Annotated in this window: 13 protein-coding genes; 9 read left to right on the top strand and 4 right to left on the bottom strand. The window is 21.4% G+C overall.

Annotation, left to right across the window (positions count from 1 at the left end; all coding sequences use genetic code 11):
- Nucleotides 1–69: 69 nt before the first annotated feature.
- The 3 genes from cyoB to cyoD are packed head-to-tail and all read left to right on the top strand — an operon-like array spanning nucleotide 70 to nucleotide 3058.
- The gene (gene cyoB / locus WEOB_RS00860; protein ID WP_281264022.1) at nucleotides 70–2037 is read left to right on the top strand and encodes a cytochrome o ubiquinol oxidase subunit I; all 1968 of its coding nucleotides are present in this window, start codon (nucleotides 70–72) and stop codon (nucleotides 2035–2037) included.
- A 24-nt stretch (nucleotides 2038–2061) separates the two neighbouring features.
- The gene (gene cyoC / locus WEOB_RS00855; RefSeq protein WP_281264021.1) at nucleotides 2062–2688 is read left to right on the top strand and encodes a cytochrome o ubiquinol oxidase subunit III; all 627 of its coding nucleotides are present in this window, start codon (nucleotides 2062–2064) and stop codon (nucleotides 2686–2688) included.
- 22 nt (nucleotides 2689–2710) lie between these two features.
- The gene (gene cyoD / locus WEOB_RS00850; protein WP_281264020.1) at nucleotides 2711–3058 is read left to right on the top strand and encodes a cytochrome o ubiquinol oxidase subunit IV; all 348 of its coding nucleotides are present in this window, start codon (nucleotides 2711–2713) and stop codon (nucleotides 3056–3058) included.
- A 343-nt stretch (nucleotides 3059–3401) separates the two neighbouring features.
- On the opposite strand, the gene thiI is transcribed toward cyoD, so the two are convergent.
- Together thiI and nusB are read right to left on the bottom strand one after the other, a co-directional pair.
- Nucleotides 3402–4880: a tRNA uracil 4-sulfurtransferase ThiI gene (gene thiI, locus WEOB_RS00845; RefSeq protein WP_281264019.1), complete on the bottom strand. Its 1479-nt coding sequence runs from the start codon at nucleotides 4878–4880 to the stop codon at nucleotides 3402–3404.
- A gap of 532 nt (nucleotides 4881–5412) precedes the next feature.
- Nucleotides 5413–5835 carry a transcription antitermination factor NusB gene (gene nusB / locus WEOB_RS00840; RefSeq protein WP_420885190.1) on the bottom strand — a complete coding sequence of 141 codons (423 nt, stop codon included), beginning with the start codon at nucleotides 5833–5835 and terminating at the stop codon, nucleotides 5413–5415.
- 383 nt (nucleotides 5836–6218) lie between these two features.
- Between nusB and tpiA the strand changes: the two genes are divergently transcribed.
- Together tpiA and yajC are read left to right on the top strand one after the other, a co-directional pair.
- Nucleotides 6219–6998, top strand: coding sequence for a triose-phosphate isomerase (gene tpiA / locus WEOB_RS00835; RefSeq protein ID WP_281264017.1), 780 nt, complete (start codon nucleotides 6219–6221; stop codon nucleotides 6996–6998).
- Between the two features lie 1134 nt (nucleotides 6999–8132).
- Nucleotides 8133–8471 (top strand): preprotein translocase subunit YajC, encoded by a 339-nt coding sequence (yajC, locus tag WEOB_RS00830; protein WP_281264016.1) that lies wholly within the window; start codon nucleotides 8133–8135, stop codon nucleotides 8469–8471.
- Between the two features lie 455 nt (nucleotides 8472–8926).
- Here the strand turns inward: yajC and WEOB_RS00825 are convergent, their stop codons facing one another.
- Nucleotides 8927–9670 (bottom strand): FAD-binding oxidoreductase, encoded by a 744-nt coding sequence (locus WEOB_RS00825; protein WP_281264066.1) that lies wholly within the window; start codon nucleotides 9668–9670, stop codon nucleotides 8927–8929.
- Nucleotides 9671–10341: 671 nt separating this feature from the next.
- The gene (gene glpK / locus WEOB_RS00820) at nucleotides 10342–11883 is read right to left on the bottom strand and encodes a glycerol kinase GlpK (protein ID WP_281264015.1); all 1542 of its coding nucleotides are present in this window, start codon (nucleotides 11881–11883) and stop codon (nucleotides 10342–10344) included.
- Between the two features lie 1613 nt (nucleotides 11884–13496).
- Between glpK and WEOB_RS00815 the strand changes: the two genes are divergently transcribed.
- The 4 genes from WEOB_RS00815 (at nucleotide 13497) to rsmH (ending at nucleotide 19457) form a co-directional block, all read left to right on the top strand.
- A complete protein-coding gene (locus tag WEOB_RS00815; protein WP_281264014.1) occupies nucleotides 13497–14090 on the top strand; it encodes a peroxiredoxin in 594 nt (197 codons plus the stop codon).
- Nucleotides 14091–14700: 610 nt separating this feature from the next.
- Nucleotides 14701–16482 (top strand): NAD-dependent DNA ligase LigA, encoded by a 1782-nt coding sequence (ligA, locus tag WEOB_RS00810; RefSeq protein WP_281264013.1) that lies wholly within the window; start codon nucleotides 14701–14703, stop codon nucleotides 16480–16482.
- A 746-nt stretch (nucleotides 16483–17228) separates the two neighbouring features.
- A complete protein-coding gene (locus WEOB_RS00805; protein WP_281264012.1) occupies nucleotides 17229–17981 on the top strand; it encodes a sulfite exporter TauE/SafE family protein in 753 nt (250 codons plus the stop codon).
- A 528-nt stretch (nucleotides 17982–18509) separates the two neighbouring features.
- Nucleotides 18510–19457 (top strand): 16S rRNA (cytosine(1402)-N(4))-methyltransferase RsmH, encoded by a 948-nt coding sequence (gene rsmH / locus WEOB_RS00800; protein ID WP_281264011.1) that lies wholly within the window; start codon nucleotides 18510–18512, stop codon nucleotides 19455–19457.
- Nucleotides 19458–19727: the final 270 nt, after the last annotated feature.

Raw genomic sequence — 19727 nt, 5'->3', positions numbered from 1 at the left:
AGCTAAAAATAACAGACTATCATATCAGTAAATTAAAATATTACAATTAATTCTTAAAAAGGGAAAAAAATGTTTGGAAAACTAACAATTAACGCAATTCCATATAATGAACCCATCATCATAATAACTATCATTACTGTTTTTACTATCATTCTAACATTATTAACTTTGATTACTTATTATAAAAAATGGAAATTTATTTGGAATGAATGGATCACTTCAGTTGATCATAAAAAAATCGGTATCATGTATATTATTACATCACTAATAATGTTTATTCGCGGATTTTCTGATGCTATCATGATGCGGGCACAACAGTTTTTATCCTCAGGGGGAAAAATTGGATTTCTTTCTCCCCATCATTACGATCAAATAGTTACTGCGCATGGTGTAATTATGATTATCTTCATGGCAACACCATTTCTAATTGGATTATTAAATTTAATAGTACCATTACAAATCGGTGCAAGAGATATGGCATTTCCTTTTTTAAATGCTTTAAGTTTCTGGCTTTTTATGGTTGGAATAGTTTTAATAAATTTATCATTAGGAATAGGTGAATTTGCACAAACTGGATGGACAGCATACCCCCCATTATCAGAAATGGAGTACAGCCCCGGGGTTGGAGTAGATTATTGGATATGGAGTATACAAATAGCTGGGATTGGAACTACACTTACGGGGATCAATTTTATCGCTACTATTTTATTCATGCGAACACCAAATATGTCAATAATGAAAATGCCGGTTTTCACTTGGACTGCACTATGTACAAATATACTTATAGTTATTGCTTTCCCTATTTTAACAACAACAATTACATTATTAACACTAGATCGTTATATAGGAACACATTTTTTCACAAATGAAGATGGTGGAAATGCGATGATATATATTAACTTGTTTTGGGCATGGGGACATCCAGAAGTCTATATTTTAGTATTGCCAGCTTTTGGAATATTTTCAGAAATTGTATCCACTTTTTCAAAAAAACAATTGTTTGGATATATATCACTAATTTGGGCTACTATAGCTATCACCGTATTATCATTTTGTGTGTGGTTACATCATTTTTTTACAATGGGATCTGGAGCAAACGTAAACGCATTTTTTGGAATTATGACAATGATAATAGCCGTTCCAACAGGAGTGAAAATATTTAATTGGTTATTTACTATGTATAAGGGGAAAATTGTTCTACATTCATCCATGCTATGGACCATAGGTTTTATAATTACATTCTCTATTGGAGGGATGAGCGGGATATTATTATCAATACCTGGAGCAAATTTCATTTTGCATAATAGTTTATTTCTTGTTGCTCATTTTCATAATGTTATCATTGGCGGAGTGGTTTTTGGTTGTTTTGCTGGACTAAATTATTGGTTTCCAAAAGCATTTGGATTTACATTAAACGAAAATTGGGGAAAACGAGCATTTTGGTTTTGGATTATAGGGTTTTATACAGCATTCATGCCGTTATATATATTAGGATTTATGGGAATGACACGACGTCTAAATCAAGAAATAGACGAAAAATTTCACATTTTATTAACTATTGCAAGTATAGGAGTAATACTAATTTTGATAGGAATTCTATTTCAGTATATTCAAATTATTATTAGCATAAAAAATCGAAAAAAAAACCGTGATATTACAGGAAATCCATGGAATGGAAAAACATTAGAATGGTTCACTTCATCCCCCCCACCTATATATAACTTTTCTATCATACCAAACATAAAAAATAAATATAATATTTTTAAAAAAATAAAAAATAAACAAAAAAAATATAGCAATAATAAAAAAATGAAAAAATATGAACCTATTCATATGTTTAAAAATACAGGTTATGCTTTTTTCATTTCTATATTTATTTTATTATTTAGTTTCGCTATGATTTGGCATATTTGGTGGATAGCAATCTTTGGAATAATTTTTGCAATAATCTTATGTGTAAAATATATTTTGCAAAATAATAAAAATTATTTAATTTCAATAAATGAAATAAAAAAAATTGAAAAAAAACAAATTTAATACCAATATTTTTCGGATAACACTATGTCAAATAATAAGATTTTTAAAAAAAATTTATCCATTACACATAATACAAATCATCATAATTTAAAAAACATAAAAATATTTGGATTTTGGATTTATTTAATGAGTGATTGTTTAATATTCGCAACTTTATGCTCTGTATATATATTATTAAAAAATAACATATCGAATGGACCTACAATAGACAATATTTATAAACTTCCATATATTTTTATTGAAACTATATTACTGTTATGTAGTAGTATAACTTATAGCATAGCATTAAAATATATTTTCCCTATTACAATAAAAAATAAAAATAAAAAAAAAATAAACATTTGGTTAATTTTAACTGCAATTTTAGGTTTTAATTTTGTATATATGGAAACACAAGAATTTTATGATCTAATCATACAAGGGTATGGGCCAAATAAAAGCGCTTTTCTATCTTCTTTTTTCACATTATTAGGGACACATAATCTTCATATAATATCAGGTATAATTTGGATTATAATAATGATAACACAAATACACTATTATGGATTTACTACAAACAATCAAATAAGATTACAATGTCTTGGTCTATTTTGGCATTTCCTTGATATTATATGGTTAATCATCATTACAATAGTATATTTATTAAAATAACTAATATTATTAGGAAAATATAATGAAGATCAACAGCAAATATAAAAGTTATAATAAATTTTTTAATAAAAAAATATATAAACTCCATTTAGGAAAAGTTTTTTTAATTTGTTTTATATTAACAATTTTTCCATTTTTATTAGCATGTGAAAGAGACGAAATTAATAAAAAAATTATAACAATAGCAATAATTAGCTGCATAACTATGCAAATAATTATACAATTCGTATATTTCTTGCATTTAAAATTACCGTCAACAAACATACAACAATGGAATTTAATATCATGTTTTTTTACTATATTGATTATCATAATATTAGTTAGTGGTTCAATATGGATAATGCATCATCTTCATCATAATTTAATGTAAAAAAATAATATAACAAAATAACAACAAAATTACTTCAAAACACCAAATCAAAAATCATTTTTATCAATTTAATTTCTTTACAAAAAATTTTTGATTAATTTCACAATCTATTAAAAACAGTTTAAATTCATACACTAAAAAATTATATATTTCATAAAATATAACATTATTAAATTTGCTTATAAAATATATTTTTCTGTATTATATAAAGAAAAATTTATGCGAAATAATTACATAACTTTTAATATTCTAAAACAAAAAACTCACTTTATACAAAATATAAGCATATAAATTTTTGTTTAATAAATATTAAATAATTGTAAATTATTACCACATATACAATTCATAAAGGACGATATATTTTAATATTTCTAAATCCTTTTTTATACAAAAAACGAGCTTGTATACGACTCATAACACCATTATCACAATATAATAAATACCATTTACTTTGATCTAATTTGCCAAATTGACTATCTAAATTATAAAATGGTAAAATCTTCACTGTTATTTTATGATTTTTAATAACCAAAGAAAGCAAATTCTTTTTTTTGTGATTCAATGAACGAATATCCAAAATAACATCATTATGTTGTAATACATTAGTAACTTCAACAATATCTTTCTTCGAAAAAGATTCTAAATTTTTTATTACATAACGAATATCAAGTACTTTCGCCTTCTTCACAGCTTCATCTATAAAACACAAATAATCAAACTTATTTTCTTCATTTAAAATATGACTTTCTATTGCATGCACTGTAGAACGTTTAGAGAATAAACCACAATATTCCGGAACATTATTGGAAAATTTTTCAGTACCAATAGAACGAGCTACATCAATAATATTATCTTTATTAAATGCAATTAAAGGCCTAAATATAAAAAGATCAGAAACTTGATCAATAATATGTAAATTAGTTAACGTTTGGCTAGAAACTTGTCCTAAAACTTCCCCAGTAGATAATGCAGAAATATTATATTGATGAGCAATTTTCGATGCAGCGCGAATCATCATGCGCTTTAATATAATTCCAATTTGACTTTCACGTATTTTTAACAAAATTTCATTTATAATAGAACAAAAATCTATAGATATAAAACGAACTACATGTGATATACCAAAATTATTCCATAAATGATAAGATATTTTTCGAACAAAATATTCATTTTCGTCTTTTATTAAATTAAAAAAACAATAATGTACTCTACATCCTCTTTTTATCAACATATAACTAGAAACAGCAGAATCAAAACCGCCAGAAATTAATGATAAAACATTTTGTTGCGTTCCAATAGGAAATCCATTCAATCCTTTAATTTTATCAATTATAAAAAACATCTTATCATTATGAACTTCTAAAAATACTATATGTTCAGGATTAGTTAAATTAACACAAGCTCTTTCAATATTTTTACTTAAATTATATCCTATATATTTTTCAAGATCTTGTGATGTAAAATCATGTTTTCCCCTACGTTTAACACGAACACAAAAAGTTTTCCCTATTAATATATCACAATACATATTCAAAGTTTTTGTATAAATATCATTTATATTTTCCCAATATTCTTCTTTTACAACTAAAATAGAATGAATTCCAGGAATACGTGACAAAAGATAAACAAGACGTTTATAATCATCACAATAATTATTGTAAAATTCTATCTCAATATGATCCCAACAACGAATAATTGAAACTGATTGATTATAATATTTTAAAATATTTTGAATATTTTTGAAAAGAACTTTTGTAAAATGAATTCTTACGGAAGAACTTTTTACTATAATTTCAGGAAAAAACTTGACAAAAAATTTCATAATCGTTTTTAGCTTATATAGAATATATTAAAAAAATAAATAATTAATTTATTAAACATACATAAATATTAAACTCTTCACATAAAAAAAATAATAATTAATTTTAATTTATTTTATATACTACAAAATTTATTATTAAATAACCAAATTTAATAAAATACAAAAAACAAAATACAAAACAAATATCTTAATAAAATACAAAAAAATAACTTCTTATTTAACAAATAAATTGCATACAACATATTTTGATAAACTATATAAATAAATTTCTACAACATATTATAAAATATACGTATAAAATTATCCATTTAAAACTACAAAACACTATGTTCATTAATATGAAACATTTATATATACAATGTATATTACAGTAATAAATTATTAAAAATTATGCAAATAAATTTCTAATTATCACAAAATTAATTTATAAATTTTCATTTTAAGCTTACTAGAATATAAATAACTTTAACTATAAACTTATTTTAACACATTAAATTTGATTCATTTTCTTACCTACAAATTTACCTTGAAATTATTTCTTATTTAAACGAATTTGCATACCAACTTTATCCAACACGCTATTAATAAATTTATAACTTTTCTCAGTCCCAAAAATTTTACCTAATTCCACAGCTTCATTAATTATAACTTTATATGGAACGTATTTTTGATAAAGTAATTCAAATATAGCAAGCCTTAAAATAGCATGTTCCACATAACCTATCATATTTAATGATCGAGTAATATTAGGTAATATTAATTTATCTAATTCCTTAACATGCGTTGTTGAACCTAAATATAATTCTCGAAAATAAATATTATCTACAAAATTATGATTTAAATCCATTAAAAATTGCATTTCAATTTCTACAATTTTATTTTTGGATATTTGCCATGCATATAACGCTTGAATAACAGAAATACGTGTATATCTTCTTACGCTAAATTCCTTAATTTTCATAAAATTATCCTTTAAGAAATATTTGTATCAAATTAAATATTTATACACAAAAATTAAAACACCTAATTTTACAAAATAAGACAAACCAAAATTAAATAACCATTCTAATGGCCAAACATAACTAAAATTTAGCATATTTTACAAATTTAAGATTTGTAATATAATTTAATATACTTGTGAAATATTAAAAATACTTTACTTTTGAGAATTAATATGTCCATTTCATTACAAAATAATATATTTATCTGTTACAATATCTAATTAAAAACTTTTATTTTCAAAAATAAAATGAATTATATCTAAAACAATTTTAAATTTTATGCAAAAATTTCTAAAAATTTTCAATTAGAACTTAATATATGCAAGGAAATGCACACATGAAAAATCCGATAATAGTAGGAAATTGGAAGTTAAATGGAAGCAAAAATATGATTCATGAATTTTTTACAATTTTATTAAAAAAAATGAATATTCATACTAATTGCAAAATTATAATAACTCCACCAATGATATACTTAACTTTAGTAAAACATTATCTAAATAAATCTCCCATTAAATTAGGAGCGCAAAATGTAGATATACATTCTTCTGGTGCCTTTACTGGAGAAGTTTCTCCAGAAATGTTAAAAGATATTGGTGTAGAATATGTAATCATTGGCCATTCTGAAAGACGAATTTATCACAAAGAAAATGAAAAATGTATAATAAAAAAATTTTCTGCAACAAAAAATGCAGGATTAAAACCAATTTTATGTATAGGAGAAAACGAAAAAGAAAATAAAACAAACAAAACAAAAGAAACATGTATTCTTCAAATCAATACAATAATCGATGCATTAGGAATAAAATCATTAAAAAATACTATAATTGCTTACGAACCTATTTGGGCTATTGGAAAAGGAATATTCCCTTCTCCTACAAAAGTACAAGAAATACACAAACACATTCGCCTGTATATTGAAAAAAAAGACCAAAATATTTCTAAAAAAATTTCCATTCAATACGGAGGTTCAATTAATCTAAAAAACATAACCGATTTTCTTTCTCAAGATGATATCGATGGAGTACTTATAGGAAGCGCATCATTGTGTGCAAAAACATTCTTGAATATCATAAAACATGTTGAAAAATTAACTTCTACCAAAATTAAACATTGATTGTTTTAAAACATAATATTTTTAAAATTAAACTATTTTACTCATAATTTATAAACATGACATTTTGCATTAATATTATAAAATTTTAAATATAAAAATTATATTAAAATTTTCTCAAAAATAGAAATCTTATTTAATTTTCTTTTATTAAATAAAATTTTAAAAATTGCAAATATCGTTAAATTTTATATTCTATATTTATTACTTATCTAAGTATATATAAAATAATTAGTATCACATAATATAAAAATATTACACAAAATATACAAATAATATATTATGAATTTTTTAAAAAAATAAACTTATTACTAAATTCATATTATATTTAATACATAAAACAAAATTCATTTAATTATAAACTATTCTTTTAATTTAAAACAATTTAATTTTTTAAAACCAAATTTATTACATAAAATTTCACAACAAAATTATAAAAAAAATAACACTTTCTAAATAAAAATTTTTCATAAACTAAAATATTTAAACTAAATAAAAAATCTTTTTCTTTAAATATTACAGAAATAATTTCATATTAGTTTTTAAAACTACAAAATATAATTTTATGAAACAATATTAATAAATTAAAATAACCATTTTAAATATTTATTCAATTTTTAAAAGTTAAAAATTATAAAATATTAATATTTTAAACGCAATGTAATTTACACACAATTTTAATTATTTAAAACATTTAATTCAATTAAACTTAATAAAAACATAAATACATAAAACCAAAACATTTAATTTTTAATATACCAAAATTCTATTTTGTAGATTTAAATATATAATATTATAAATATTTTTTAAATTTAATAAAATATTATTATAAATAATACATAATATACATCAGTTTTTACATATATAATTTTATTTATTAAATTTTAATTTTCAAAACTCGATTAAAAATATTTCTATAAATATTAACTCTATTTGTTATAATGCAAAATAATCCACTAAATTCTATTTACAAATGTTATATAAAACAAACACAATTTTATATTTATTTATAAACTAATGTATTTATTTACATTTATTATAAAACATACTTTTAAAAATATCATCTATGTAACAATTTTCAAATTAAAAAAATATTTTAATAATTATCATTTTATTAATTATTAATGGAGAAAACAAATGATTTCTATTATTTATGATGTTTTCGCAAACAATGAAAATCTTCAATATCAAGAAAATCCTTTTTCTTTTATCATCATTTTGCTTCTGTTTAGTTTAATTTTTTATTTTACAATTTTTCGACCACAACAAAAACGAGCAAAAGCACACAAAAAATTAATAAACAACATTAGAAAAGAAGATGAAATCCTTACTACAGGAGGATTAATTGGACGTGTTACTAAAACAACAAAAAATGATTACATTCTTATATCACTTAATTCATCTAATGAAGTAATAATCAAAAAAGATTCTATTTCTGCAATTTTACCAAAAGGAACCATAAAAACTCTCTTGTAAATTATTTTATAATAAAATAGTTACTAAAAAAAAGTTTCTTGTAAACTATAAAACAAAATACAAAAAATAACAAATTTAATCTATATCAAATAAATTATAAAAATAAACTTTCAATATCTTTATTATTAAACAAAAAACTTTTCTATTGTTAGAATATATACACATAAAATATATTTTATACAAAATAAACAAAAATAAAAAACATAAATATCATATTCAACAATAAATAAAAATAATTTTATAAAAAAATCAATAAAGCTTTTATATATTAACATGTAAAAATATGTATCAAATTAATAAACACAAAAATATCACTTAATCAAATATATTAAAATTATATTCATTTAAATAAAAAATAAATTTACACTAAATTAAAAACTTATAATCAACCAACAACATAAAATTAACTATATAATTTTCATTAACTTTATATTGAAAAAATAAATACTTTACATTTACCAATACTGCTCTGTGGTTATATTTCCAGGGCTATTTTTTAAATTTCTTTTCATACCTCGTGTATTTTCCAATAATACCCTTGTACTTTGTATCATATACGGATTACCACACAACATAACATGGCTATCTTGAGAATTTAATGAAATATTCACTTTAGATTCTAAAGTTCCTTCTAAAATAAGATTAGGAATACGACCCATCAATGAACCAGAACATTTTTCTCTGCTAACTATCGTCTGTATTTTTAAATTATTCAACTTCTTTTGTAAGAAGAACATATTTGACAAATAACTCAAATCTTTAAAAAAACGAACTGCATGTACTAAAACAATATTTTGAAATCGATTTAACCCTATACTATGTCTTAAAATTGACAAATATGGTCCAATAGCAGTTCCTGTAGCTAACATCCATAAATTTTTACAATCAGGAATACTATCTAAAACAAAAAATCCAGAAGCCCGCTCACGAACCATTATTTCTTCTCCAATTTTTAAAGAATGCAAACAAGAACTAAGTTTTCCATTTTTTACGTTAATCAAATAAAATTCCAAATTACTATCATCTGGAGAATTTACATACGAGTAAGCACGAAAAACTCTTTTTCCATCAATTATCATTCCTAATTTAGTAAATTGTCCAGCTATAAAATGCTTAATAGATGCATTAATAATAAGAGTAAACAAATATTCATTCCAATGTTTTAAATTCACTACTTTTCCAACAACCCAATCTTTCATTATATTTTCCTTATAAAATAAAACATTTCTTTCAATAAAACATTCACAAAACTGCAAACAAAAAAACAAAAAACATTCCATTTCTATATCAAACATAAAATTTTTAACAAACAAATTCTTTATATAAATTGCATTTAACATAAATAAACTTTGATAATATTTTAAAAAATATATTAATACAATACATAAATTAAAATTATTGATTATTAACTACATGTGATACATATTAGTATCTATTAAATAATTTTTAAATAAATAACAAAACTTAATATGGTATTTTAAAAAAATCTACAAAAATCATACTACAAATATGTAATATTCTGTTTAAAATTAAGCAAAATTAAATTAAAATGCATTTTTAACAACTATGCACAAAAATTGCAAAAATTTTTTAATAAAATTACGAATTTAACAAAATTAAAATATAAAATTCTTATTTCTACAAAAATTCTATATATATTAATTTTACAAATTATTCAATAAAATTAACTTTTAAATAATAATACCCAATTATATTAATAAATTAAATATACCATATTTAGCAAAATTAAAATATTTTCAAAAACAAGAAAACACACAATTTTATAAAATAAATTATTAATAATAAATCATCATTTTAATAACATGAATATAATGATTATACATTAGAATTACATTTATTAAAACTCAATTCACTTATAAAAAAAATTATATGTTTTTAAATTCATATTTTTCCATAAACGAGTACAAACTATTGCATTTTTCCAACAACAATAACGATATTCCCTTTCAATATTATATGCATTAGGATAAAATTTATATGTTTTCAAAAATTTATCTCGTACCACCTCCAAATTTTTCCAAAAACCTATTGATAAACCAGCTAAATAAGCCACTCCTAACGCACTAATTTCGCTAATTTGAGATCTATCTATACGAATATTCAAAATATCTGATTGAAACTGCATTAAAAAATTGTTTATAACAACTCCACCAGATACTCTGATTGAATTAATATTTTTTCCATAATCTTTTTGCATTACCTCAATAATATCACGTATTTGAAAAGCGACAGATTCTAATGCAGCGCGAACAATATGATAAGAATTAACTCCTCTAGTAAGACCAAAAATAGAACCTTTAACATATGGATCCCAAAATGGAGAGGCTAGCCCAGAAAATGTTGGAATAATATAAACACCATGAGTATCATGAACTTTTTTTGAAAAACATTCCATTTCGGAAACATCTCGGATTAATTTCATTTCATCACGCAACCATTGAACAATTGCACCTCCCATAAATACCATCCCTTCCAAAGCATAATTTAATTCCCCGCGAGGGCCACATACAATAGTTGTCAATAATCTGCGTTTCGACTTCACAGGTTTATCGCCAGTATTCATTAATAAAAAACAACCAGTACCGTAAGTAATTTTTGCAGAACCTGGAGTTACACAAAGCTGGCCAAATAAAGCTGCTTGCTGATCACCCGCAATACCAGAAATAGGAACATTAATAATATTTTTTTTATTTTTAATACTAATTTTTCCATACACTTCTGAAGAAGAACAAACTCTAGGCAACATTGAAATGGGGATATCAAAAATATTCAATAACTCATTATCCCATTGTAATGTATGAATATTAAATAACATAGTACGTGATGCATTAGTATAATCTGTAATATGTTTTTTTCCCTTTGTCATATTCCATATTAACCAACTATCAACAGTTCCACATAATATTTCTCCTTGATATGCACGAATTCTTGAATTACGAATAAAATCAAGAATCCATTTTATCTTTGTAGCGGAAAAATATGGATCAATAACCAAACCTGTAACTTTTCTTACATATTTTACAAATTTTCTATTAGACTGAAGTTCTTCACAAAAATCTGCAGTACGTCTACACTGCCAAACAATAGCATTATAAATAGGTTTTCCACTTTTTTTATCCCATACTATAATTGTTTCTCGTTGATTAGTAATACCAATCCCTGATATTTGACTGAAATCAATTCCAGAATTTTTTAATACTTCTAAAAAAACAAAATATTGAATATTCCAAATTTCTATCGGGTCGTGTTCTACCCAACCAGGATTTGGATAGATTTGAGTAATCTCTTTTTTAGATATACCAATAATACTTGCATTACAATCAAAAACAATAGCGCGAGAAATAGTTGTACCTTGATCCAGAGAAACAATATATTTTTTTTTATACGTCATAATAAATTATTCTTACTATCTCAACAAAATTAAACATATTTAAATATGTATTATTTATCAAAACAAGAAAACTTTTAACAACATACGCAATCTGTGAAAAATATTTTCGTATAACAAAACATACTTTATAAAATTTAACATCAAAAACCGTAATATCCTTAATTAATCCCGTTTAATATTTATACTTAATCTCAAAAATTATATTACAAAGTAATTACAATATATTTATAAACATATAGCACTATATAAAACACATTGATAATGCTTATATTGTTACATAAATTCATATTATAAATATTTAGTATCCAAATATAAAACACACATAAAAAATACAATTTAAATACAAAACTAACTATTATACAAATCAAAAAATAAATAATAAAACAATTATTTTAAAAATATCAAAGTCAAGATAAATGTTTATCTTATTATATAATAAAAAATTTAATACTACATAAAAATAAACATATTAAACTCAAAAAGACCAAAAACATTTTGACAAAAATAGAAAAATTTTTAATAAATTCAATATACAAAATCTTTTATAAAACTATCAAAAACCTAAAAATCAATTAATAATTCATAAATTAATACATAATGTTAAAAAATCAACACCACAATAAAATTAAAATACAACAAATACGAAATAATGACTATTTTTAACACAAAATTAAAATATTACCAAAAATAACATTATTTAAATAACAAACACTTGAAATACAAAATGCAAAATCCAAATAATATTAAAGTTTTATTGCATTAATATTCTTTCTATCATAAATACTACTAATTTTTTAATATTTCGAAATGAATTGTAACACAAAACAAAAAAATTAAGTCTATAAAAAATATTCCTAAATTTATCAAATAATTTTTATATCAACTTTAATATTCGCAAAAAAATAATTTTTAAATTAAAAATAAAAATAACTCTCATTTTATTTATTAACAACCAAAACAATATTATATAAAAATAAAATATACTGTTATAAAAATTAAATAATAATTTTAAATAATTAAATAAATTAAAATATTTTGCAAAAATCTATTTACAAATCTTTAAAAATTACAAAAAACATGCTTAGTATTTATTAAAATAAATTTATTTCATGCTATATAAGTCAGATCAACTATATTATTTATATTTATAATTGAATTAAACCCCAAAAATAAATAAATATATTGATACATATTATTAAACTTACATTTTTAATTTGAAAATTCCACAAATCTTATCACTTTTGTAAATATTCTATTAAACTAATTTAAAGAAATAAATATTTATTTTTTTTAAATTAATGCTTATAAAATTAAAGTGTAGTTTATATAATCCTGAAATTTTCATATCAAAATATTAATTTTATAATATAAATACTATATAATAAAATATATTTACAAAACTATTTATAACACGATTTTATATGAGAAACTTTTATTTTCATAATACTATAAAAATTCAATGTACAAAATAATCAATTTTATCAATGAAATATGCAAAGAGAATAAAAATTTTTATTTTATCAAAATAAAATTAATTTACCCTTGATAAAATTATATAAACAATACATAATACTGTTTTTTCAAAAATAATTCTTATTTTGGAGGTTATATTTATGCTATTAATAACTCGTAAATCCCCAGATTTTACTGCACCCGCAATAATGGGAAATGGTGATATCAAAGAAAATTTTAACTTAAAAACTTTTATAAAAAACAAATCTGCAATTATTTTCTTTTGGCCGTTAGATTTTACTTTCGTTTGTCCAACAGAAATAATAACTTTTAATAGACGTTATAAAGAATTTAAAGAAAAACAAGTAGAAATAATAGGAATATCTTGTGATTCTGTATTTGCACATCAGCAATGGAGATTAATGCCTATAAATGATGGGGGAATTGGTATGATTCAATTTCCAATGATATCAGATATAACAAGAAAAATTATACAATCATATGATGTGGAACATCCTAGTATTGGAGTAGCCTTTCGAGCAAGTTTCTTAATAGATAAAAAAAGAATAATACGACATCAAATTGTCAATGATTTGCCCTTCGGAAGAAATATTGACGAAATGATGAGAATGGTTGATGCAATGCAATTCCATGAAAAAAATGGCGAAGTTTGCCCAGCACAATGGAAAAAAGGAAATCAAGGAATACACATGACTAGAGAAAATACAGCTAAATATTTATCTGAAAATTTTTAAAAATTTTTTAAATATTTATACAAATAAAATAATTTATTTAAATAAAATAATTTCTTTTATATAAAACTTCGGATATTGTTAAATATACAGAATCTAATGGGTTTATAACATAAAATTTAAAATATCAGAAAAAATACTACTATTTCAATGAATTTAATATTCACAAAATCTTTAAATAACAATTTTAAATAAAATATATAGTCTTTCATACAAAATTAAATTCAATTCTATTGAAAAATAGTTTACTTATTTCTATTACAAAATAAATCAAAATTTGATCCATTCAAATTCAATTTGATAAAAATCTAATTCAAATTAAACATTTATATAAATAACTAACCTGCACATACAGAAATGCAAAATTTTTTGTTTTTTATGCATAAAAACAAAAAAATTCATTTTATCACATAGTATAAAAATCAAATCATAATTAATAATCAAAATATTTCATTACACATAAAAATTAATAAAATGCAATAAAATCGCAATTCATAAACTTAAAAACATAAAATATATCTTAGTATAGTATCAATATCATTTTAAATATAAATTTAAAAATTTATATCACTTCAAATCGTAAATAATAATTCAAATTCTATTTAAATATATAATGAAAAAAATAAAACAACAAATTTTAAAATTACGAAAAAAACTACGATACTGGGAATATTTATATTTCTACAAAGAAGAATCAAAAGTATCTGATCAAAAATATGACAAAACTATGCAAGAATTACAAATTTTAGAAAAAAAAAGGCCGGATTTACTCACCCCTGATTCCCCAACACAAATACTTAGAAAAATAAAAACAAAAAATATTTTCAAAAAAGCACATCATAAAACTCCTATGCTATCTTTAAATAGCGTATTTACATCAAAAGATGTAATATTATTTGACAAAAAAATACAAAACAAAACTAAAAAAACTATAACCTATTGTTGTGAACTTAAAATAGATGGTTTAGGAATAAATATTTTATATAAAAACGGAAAATTAATACAAGCAACTACAAGAGGGGATGGTATAATAGGAGAAAACGTTACAAATAATATATATACAATTCATGATATTCCAAAATATTTGAATAACAATTTTTACATACCAAACACTATAGAAATTCGCGGAGAAATATTTATACAAAAAAAAGATTTTAAAAAATTAAACAAACACATGAAAAAAAAAGAAAATAAAATTTTTTCCAATACAAGAAATGCTGCTTCTGGTTCTGTTCGACAATTAAATTCTAAAATTACCGCAAAAAGACCTTTATCTTTTCTCGCCTATGGAATAAACGAAATAAACACAACAAAAATCTCTTTAAAAAGTCATTGGAAACAATTGCAAATAATAAAAAAACTAGGAATACCAATTTGCAAATACACAAAAAAATGTAAAAATATTCAAGAAGTATTAAATTACTACGAAACTATCATAAAAAAAAGAAAATTAATAAATTTCGATATAGATGGAATAGTAATAAAAATAGATTCTTTGATGATACAAAAACAACTAGGATTTAATAATCGATTTCCACATTGGGCAATTGCTTATAAGTTTTCATCAAAAAAAACAACAACAAAAATAAAAAATATAAAATTTCAAGTAGGAAAAAGCGGAATTATTACACCAATTGCTAATTTAATCCCAGTATCAATAAACGGAACAATTATAAAACATGCAAATTTATACAATATCCGAAAAATAAAAGAACTTGGAATTATGAATGGGGACACAGTTTTTATAAAAAAATCCGGTGAAATTATACCAAAAATCACTAAAGTAATAATAAAAAAAAGAACAAAAAAAATTTCAAAAATTATTTTTCCAAAAAAATGTCCTGCATGCAATTCCAAAATTCATATAGAACATACATCGTATATTATGCGATGTAATTCAGGAATAATGTGCATAGCACAAAAAAAAGAAAAATTAAAACATTTTGTTTCTAAACATGCTATGAATATTATCGGAATAGGAAACAAAACCATTAATAAATTAGTAGATAACAATCTAATCAACATTCCAAGTGATTTGTTTTTATTAACAAAAAATATATTGATAAATAACAAAATATTAAGCGAAAAATTAGCAGAAAATTTTTTATTTTCTCTACAAAATTCTAAAAAAACTACGTTTTCGCGTTTTTTATATTCTTTAAATATTCCTTATGTTGGAAAAATTACCTCAACACATTTATCAGGATTTTATAAAACAATTGATAAATTAATTCATGCTAATATTAATTCTTTAATGAAAGTCCCTACTATTGGAAAAACTTCCGCAATGTACATATACCAATATTTTCACGAACCTAATAATATAAGAATAATACAAGAATTACTTGGCAAAAAAACTGGAATATATTTTGAAAATTCCAAAAATTTTAAATAAATAAGTAACAATAAAAATTAAAACATCATAAATAAAAAAAATTTATTTTTTTACATTTTATTACAATATATAAATTGCATATTTATAATAAATATTAAAACAAACTTCTATTTACAATACAAATATAATTCTAACAAAATCTCTATATTTTATTTTTTATTAAATAAAATTTAATATTATTAAATTAACAAAAAATAAACTTTTCAAATAACCATACATAAAATTACAATTCAAAAAATAAAATCATATTTTAACAATTTTAAATTAAATATAATTTTATTAAATTTCAACATTCAATATGCATTGAATTACATATTATTTTATTTTAAGAAAATCCTAAATACAATTATTTAACTTTATAAATTTTCACAATAAATTTTAATCTCATTAAAATACAAAAAATTTAAATAAAAAACTCGTTTTTTTAATAAAAAATTTTAATTACTAATTAAAATTTATAATATAAAAATATTTCTTTTTTAAAAATTAAACATTTACTTACATTTAAACATTTCAATTTTTATAAATATTTCAAAACAATCATTAAAAATTTTTACTTGTAAATTTATAAAATTTAAAAACACATTATATATAATTAATCTAAAAATTTTTAAATTAATAAACATAATTGTAAAATTTAATCGTTATTTAAAACATTTATTTAATAAAATATATAAAATATTTATAATATAAATCTCCATATTTATAATTATATAAACAATTCAAATAACTAAAACTATCATCTAATGACATTTTATGAAATAATATCCTATTTTATACTAGGAATAAATATTGGAATTTTCGGTGGAATGCTAGGAATAGGAGGAGGACTAATAGCTATTCCTATATTTAATACATTTTTTCATATGGAACAACATATATTACAAGGAACAACACTTACTATAATAGCACCAAACGTATTCATAGGTTTTTTGATATACAAAAGACATAATTACATTGATTTAAAAAAAACTTTTACTCTTTGTTTATTTTCTACAATATCCTCTTGGATTTCTGCAAAAATAGTTACTACAATACCTGTACATAGTTTACAAAAAACATCAGCAATATTTTTATTTCTGCTTTCCATATATTACATTTTTCAATGGATTAATGATCATAAAAAAATTGTAAAAAAAAACATAAAAATGTTATCCTTTAAATTTCTACCATTATTAGGAATTATAAGTGGTATAATGTCCGGTATCCTAACTATAGGGGGAGGGTTAATTATAGTTCCAGCACTAGTTACATTGTTTGGATTTAACCAAACTCAAGCCCAAGGAATTGCATTAGCTTCAGTAACTCCTAGCGCGTTAGTTGCGTTACTTATCTATGCTCAAAATGATAGTGTAGATTGGAATATTGGTTTACCATTAGCAATTGGTAGTACTGTTGGTATTATATGGGGGGTAGAACTTGCACATATATTACCAACTAAATGGTTAAAATGCATATTTTTTTCAGTATTAATCATAATAGCAATAACTATTATTTAATTTTATAAAATATTTGCAATAACATTAAAACAATTTCATAACTTCAAAATTACTTCATAAATTAAATACTTATTTTATTACTATAAATACTAACATTTAATTAATTCAATCTAATTAAATCAGCAATATTCATTCTAACAAAATCTTTCTACAAATTTTTATAAAATATTAAAATCTTATGATACAAAAAATTTACAAAATTAATAAATCTTAAAACAAAAACAGCACAAACCATTTAATATTTAAAAATAATATTATAAAACTTATGTATAAAAAAATTCCTTGTTATACAAAAATTAATAAAATATATTAAAATAATATTCATAAACATTTAAACTATTTTTAAATATATTATATAAAATGAATCATACACAAATTTGTTTTTAAACATATGTAATAATCATATTTATGTTATATATCATATAATATAAATTATTTACAATAAATAGAACAAATATTCTCTAATTTCTCTATAAATTGTATAATTCAATTTTAATAAAATATATTATTCAAAATACATACAAATTTATGCAAAATACTAAGAAACACTATATACATATTCCAGTTTTATTAAATGAAGCAATTAATTCATTAAATATACAAAAAAATGGTATTTACATTGATGGTACCTTTGGTCAAGGAGGACATTCCCGTTTAATTTTATCAAAACTAAACAAAAAAGGAAAACTATTAGCCATTGATCGCGATTTAGAATCTTACAAAATAGGACTAAAAATATACGACTCTCGATTTACAATAATACATGAACTATTTTCAAATATGAAAAATTACATTTATAAAAATAATCTTACAAATAAAATTAATGGCGTACTATTAGATCTTGGGGTATCCTCATTACAACTAAATAATCCAAAAAGAGGATTTTCCTTTAAAAAAAATGGACCATTAGATATGCGAATGGATACTACAAATTCTAAATCTGCAAAAACATGGTTAAAAAAAGCCAAAATGAAAGATATATATATGGTTTTAAAAAATTTTGGGGAAGAAAAATTTTCTAAAAAAATAGCAAAAGCTATATTTAAAAAAAAAAATATTACTTATACACAAGAATTAACAGAATTAATTTTACAAACAATTCCAAATAATAAAAAATATAAAATACATCCAGCGACAAGAAGTTTTCAAGCAATAAGAATATTTATCAATAACGAACTTTCAGAATTAAAAAAAACATTAGAAAATATTTCTAATGTATTAATTTCTCAAGGAAGACTTGCTATCATTAGTTTTCACTCATTAGAAAAAAGAATAATAAAACAATTTATAAAAAAATATAACAAACCACATATACAAATACCACATAATATACCACTAAAAGAAAAAGAAATCATGCAACGATATAAAAACACAAAACAAATAAAAATAATAGATACTATTAAACCTTCAAAAAAAGAAATCAAAAAAAATCCACGAGCAAGAAGCGCAACATTATACATAATAAAAAAAATTTAATTTCAAATTAAAACTCAAATATTAAATTAACTTAATATGAAATATTTTCATTACTCATAATACAATAAAATTAACACAATATTTAAAAACTAAAAATTTGAAAAAAATAATCATAAACAATATTCAAAATAACAAAAATAATAATTAAATTATTAAATTAATTACATCATAAGAAACAAAAATATTTAATATAACTAAAAAAATAACAAAATTTTTAAAATATTTAATTTATTAATTTTATTAAATAAATACATACAAAATATATTTAAA

This window comes from Candidatus Westeberhardia cardiocondylae (genome assembly GCA_001242845.1).
GTDB lineage: Bacteria > Pseudomonadota > Gammaproteobacteria > Enterobacterales > Enterobacteriaceae > Westeberhardia > Westeberhardia cardiocondylae.
This window is presented reverse-complemented; position numbering and strand designations above follow the sequence as displayed.

Bases quoted from the DNA above. Each gene is read 5' to 3' on its own strand.
- cyoB (WP_281264022.1), top strand. From the start codon at position 70: ATGTTTGGAAAACTAACAATTAACGCAATTCCATATAATGAACCCATC.
- cyoC (WP_281264021.1), top strand. From the start codon at position 2,062: ATGTCAAATAATAAGATTTTTAAAAAAAATTTATCCATTACACATAAT.
- cyoD (WP_281264020.1), top strand. From the start codon at position 2,711: ATGAAGATCAACAGCAAATATAAAAGTTATAATAAATTTTTTAATAAA.
- thiI (WP_281264019.1), bottom strand. From the start codon at position 4,880: ATGAAATTTTTTGTCAAGTTTTTTCCTGAAATTATAGTAAAAAGTTCT.
- tpiA (WP_281264017.1), top strand. From the start codon at position 6,219: ATGAAAAATCCGATAATAGTAGGAAATTGGAAGTTAAATGGAAGCAAA.
- yajC (WP_281264016.1), top strand. From the start codon at position 8,133: ATGATTTCTATTATTTATGATGTTTTCGCAAACAATGAAAATCTTCAA.
- WEOB_RS00825 (WP_281264066.1), bottom strand. From the start codon at position 9,670: ATGAAAGATTGGGTTGTTGGAAAAGTAGTGAATTTAAAACATTGGAAT.
- glpK (WP_281264015.1), bottom strand. From the start codon at position 11,883: ATGACGTATAAAAAAAAATATATTGTTTCTCTGGATCAAGGTACAACT.
- WEOB_RS00815 (WP_281264014.1), top strand. From the start codon at position 13,497: ATGCTATTAATAACTCGTAAATCCCCAGATTTTACTGCACCCGCAATA.
- ligA (WP_281264013.1), top strand. From the start codon at position 14,701: ATGAAAAAAATAAAACAACAAATTTTAAAATTACGAAAAAAACTACGA.
- WEOB_RS00805 (WP_281264012.1), top strand. From the start codon at position 17,229: ATGACATTTTATGAAATAATATCCTATTTTATACTAGGAATAAATATT.
- rsmH (WP_281264011.1), top strand. From the start codon at position 18,510: ATGCAAAATACTAAGAAACACTATATACATATTCCAGTTTTATTAAAT.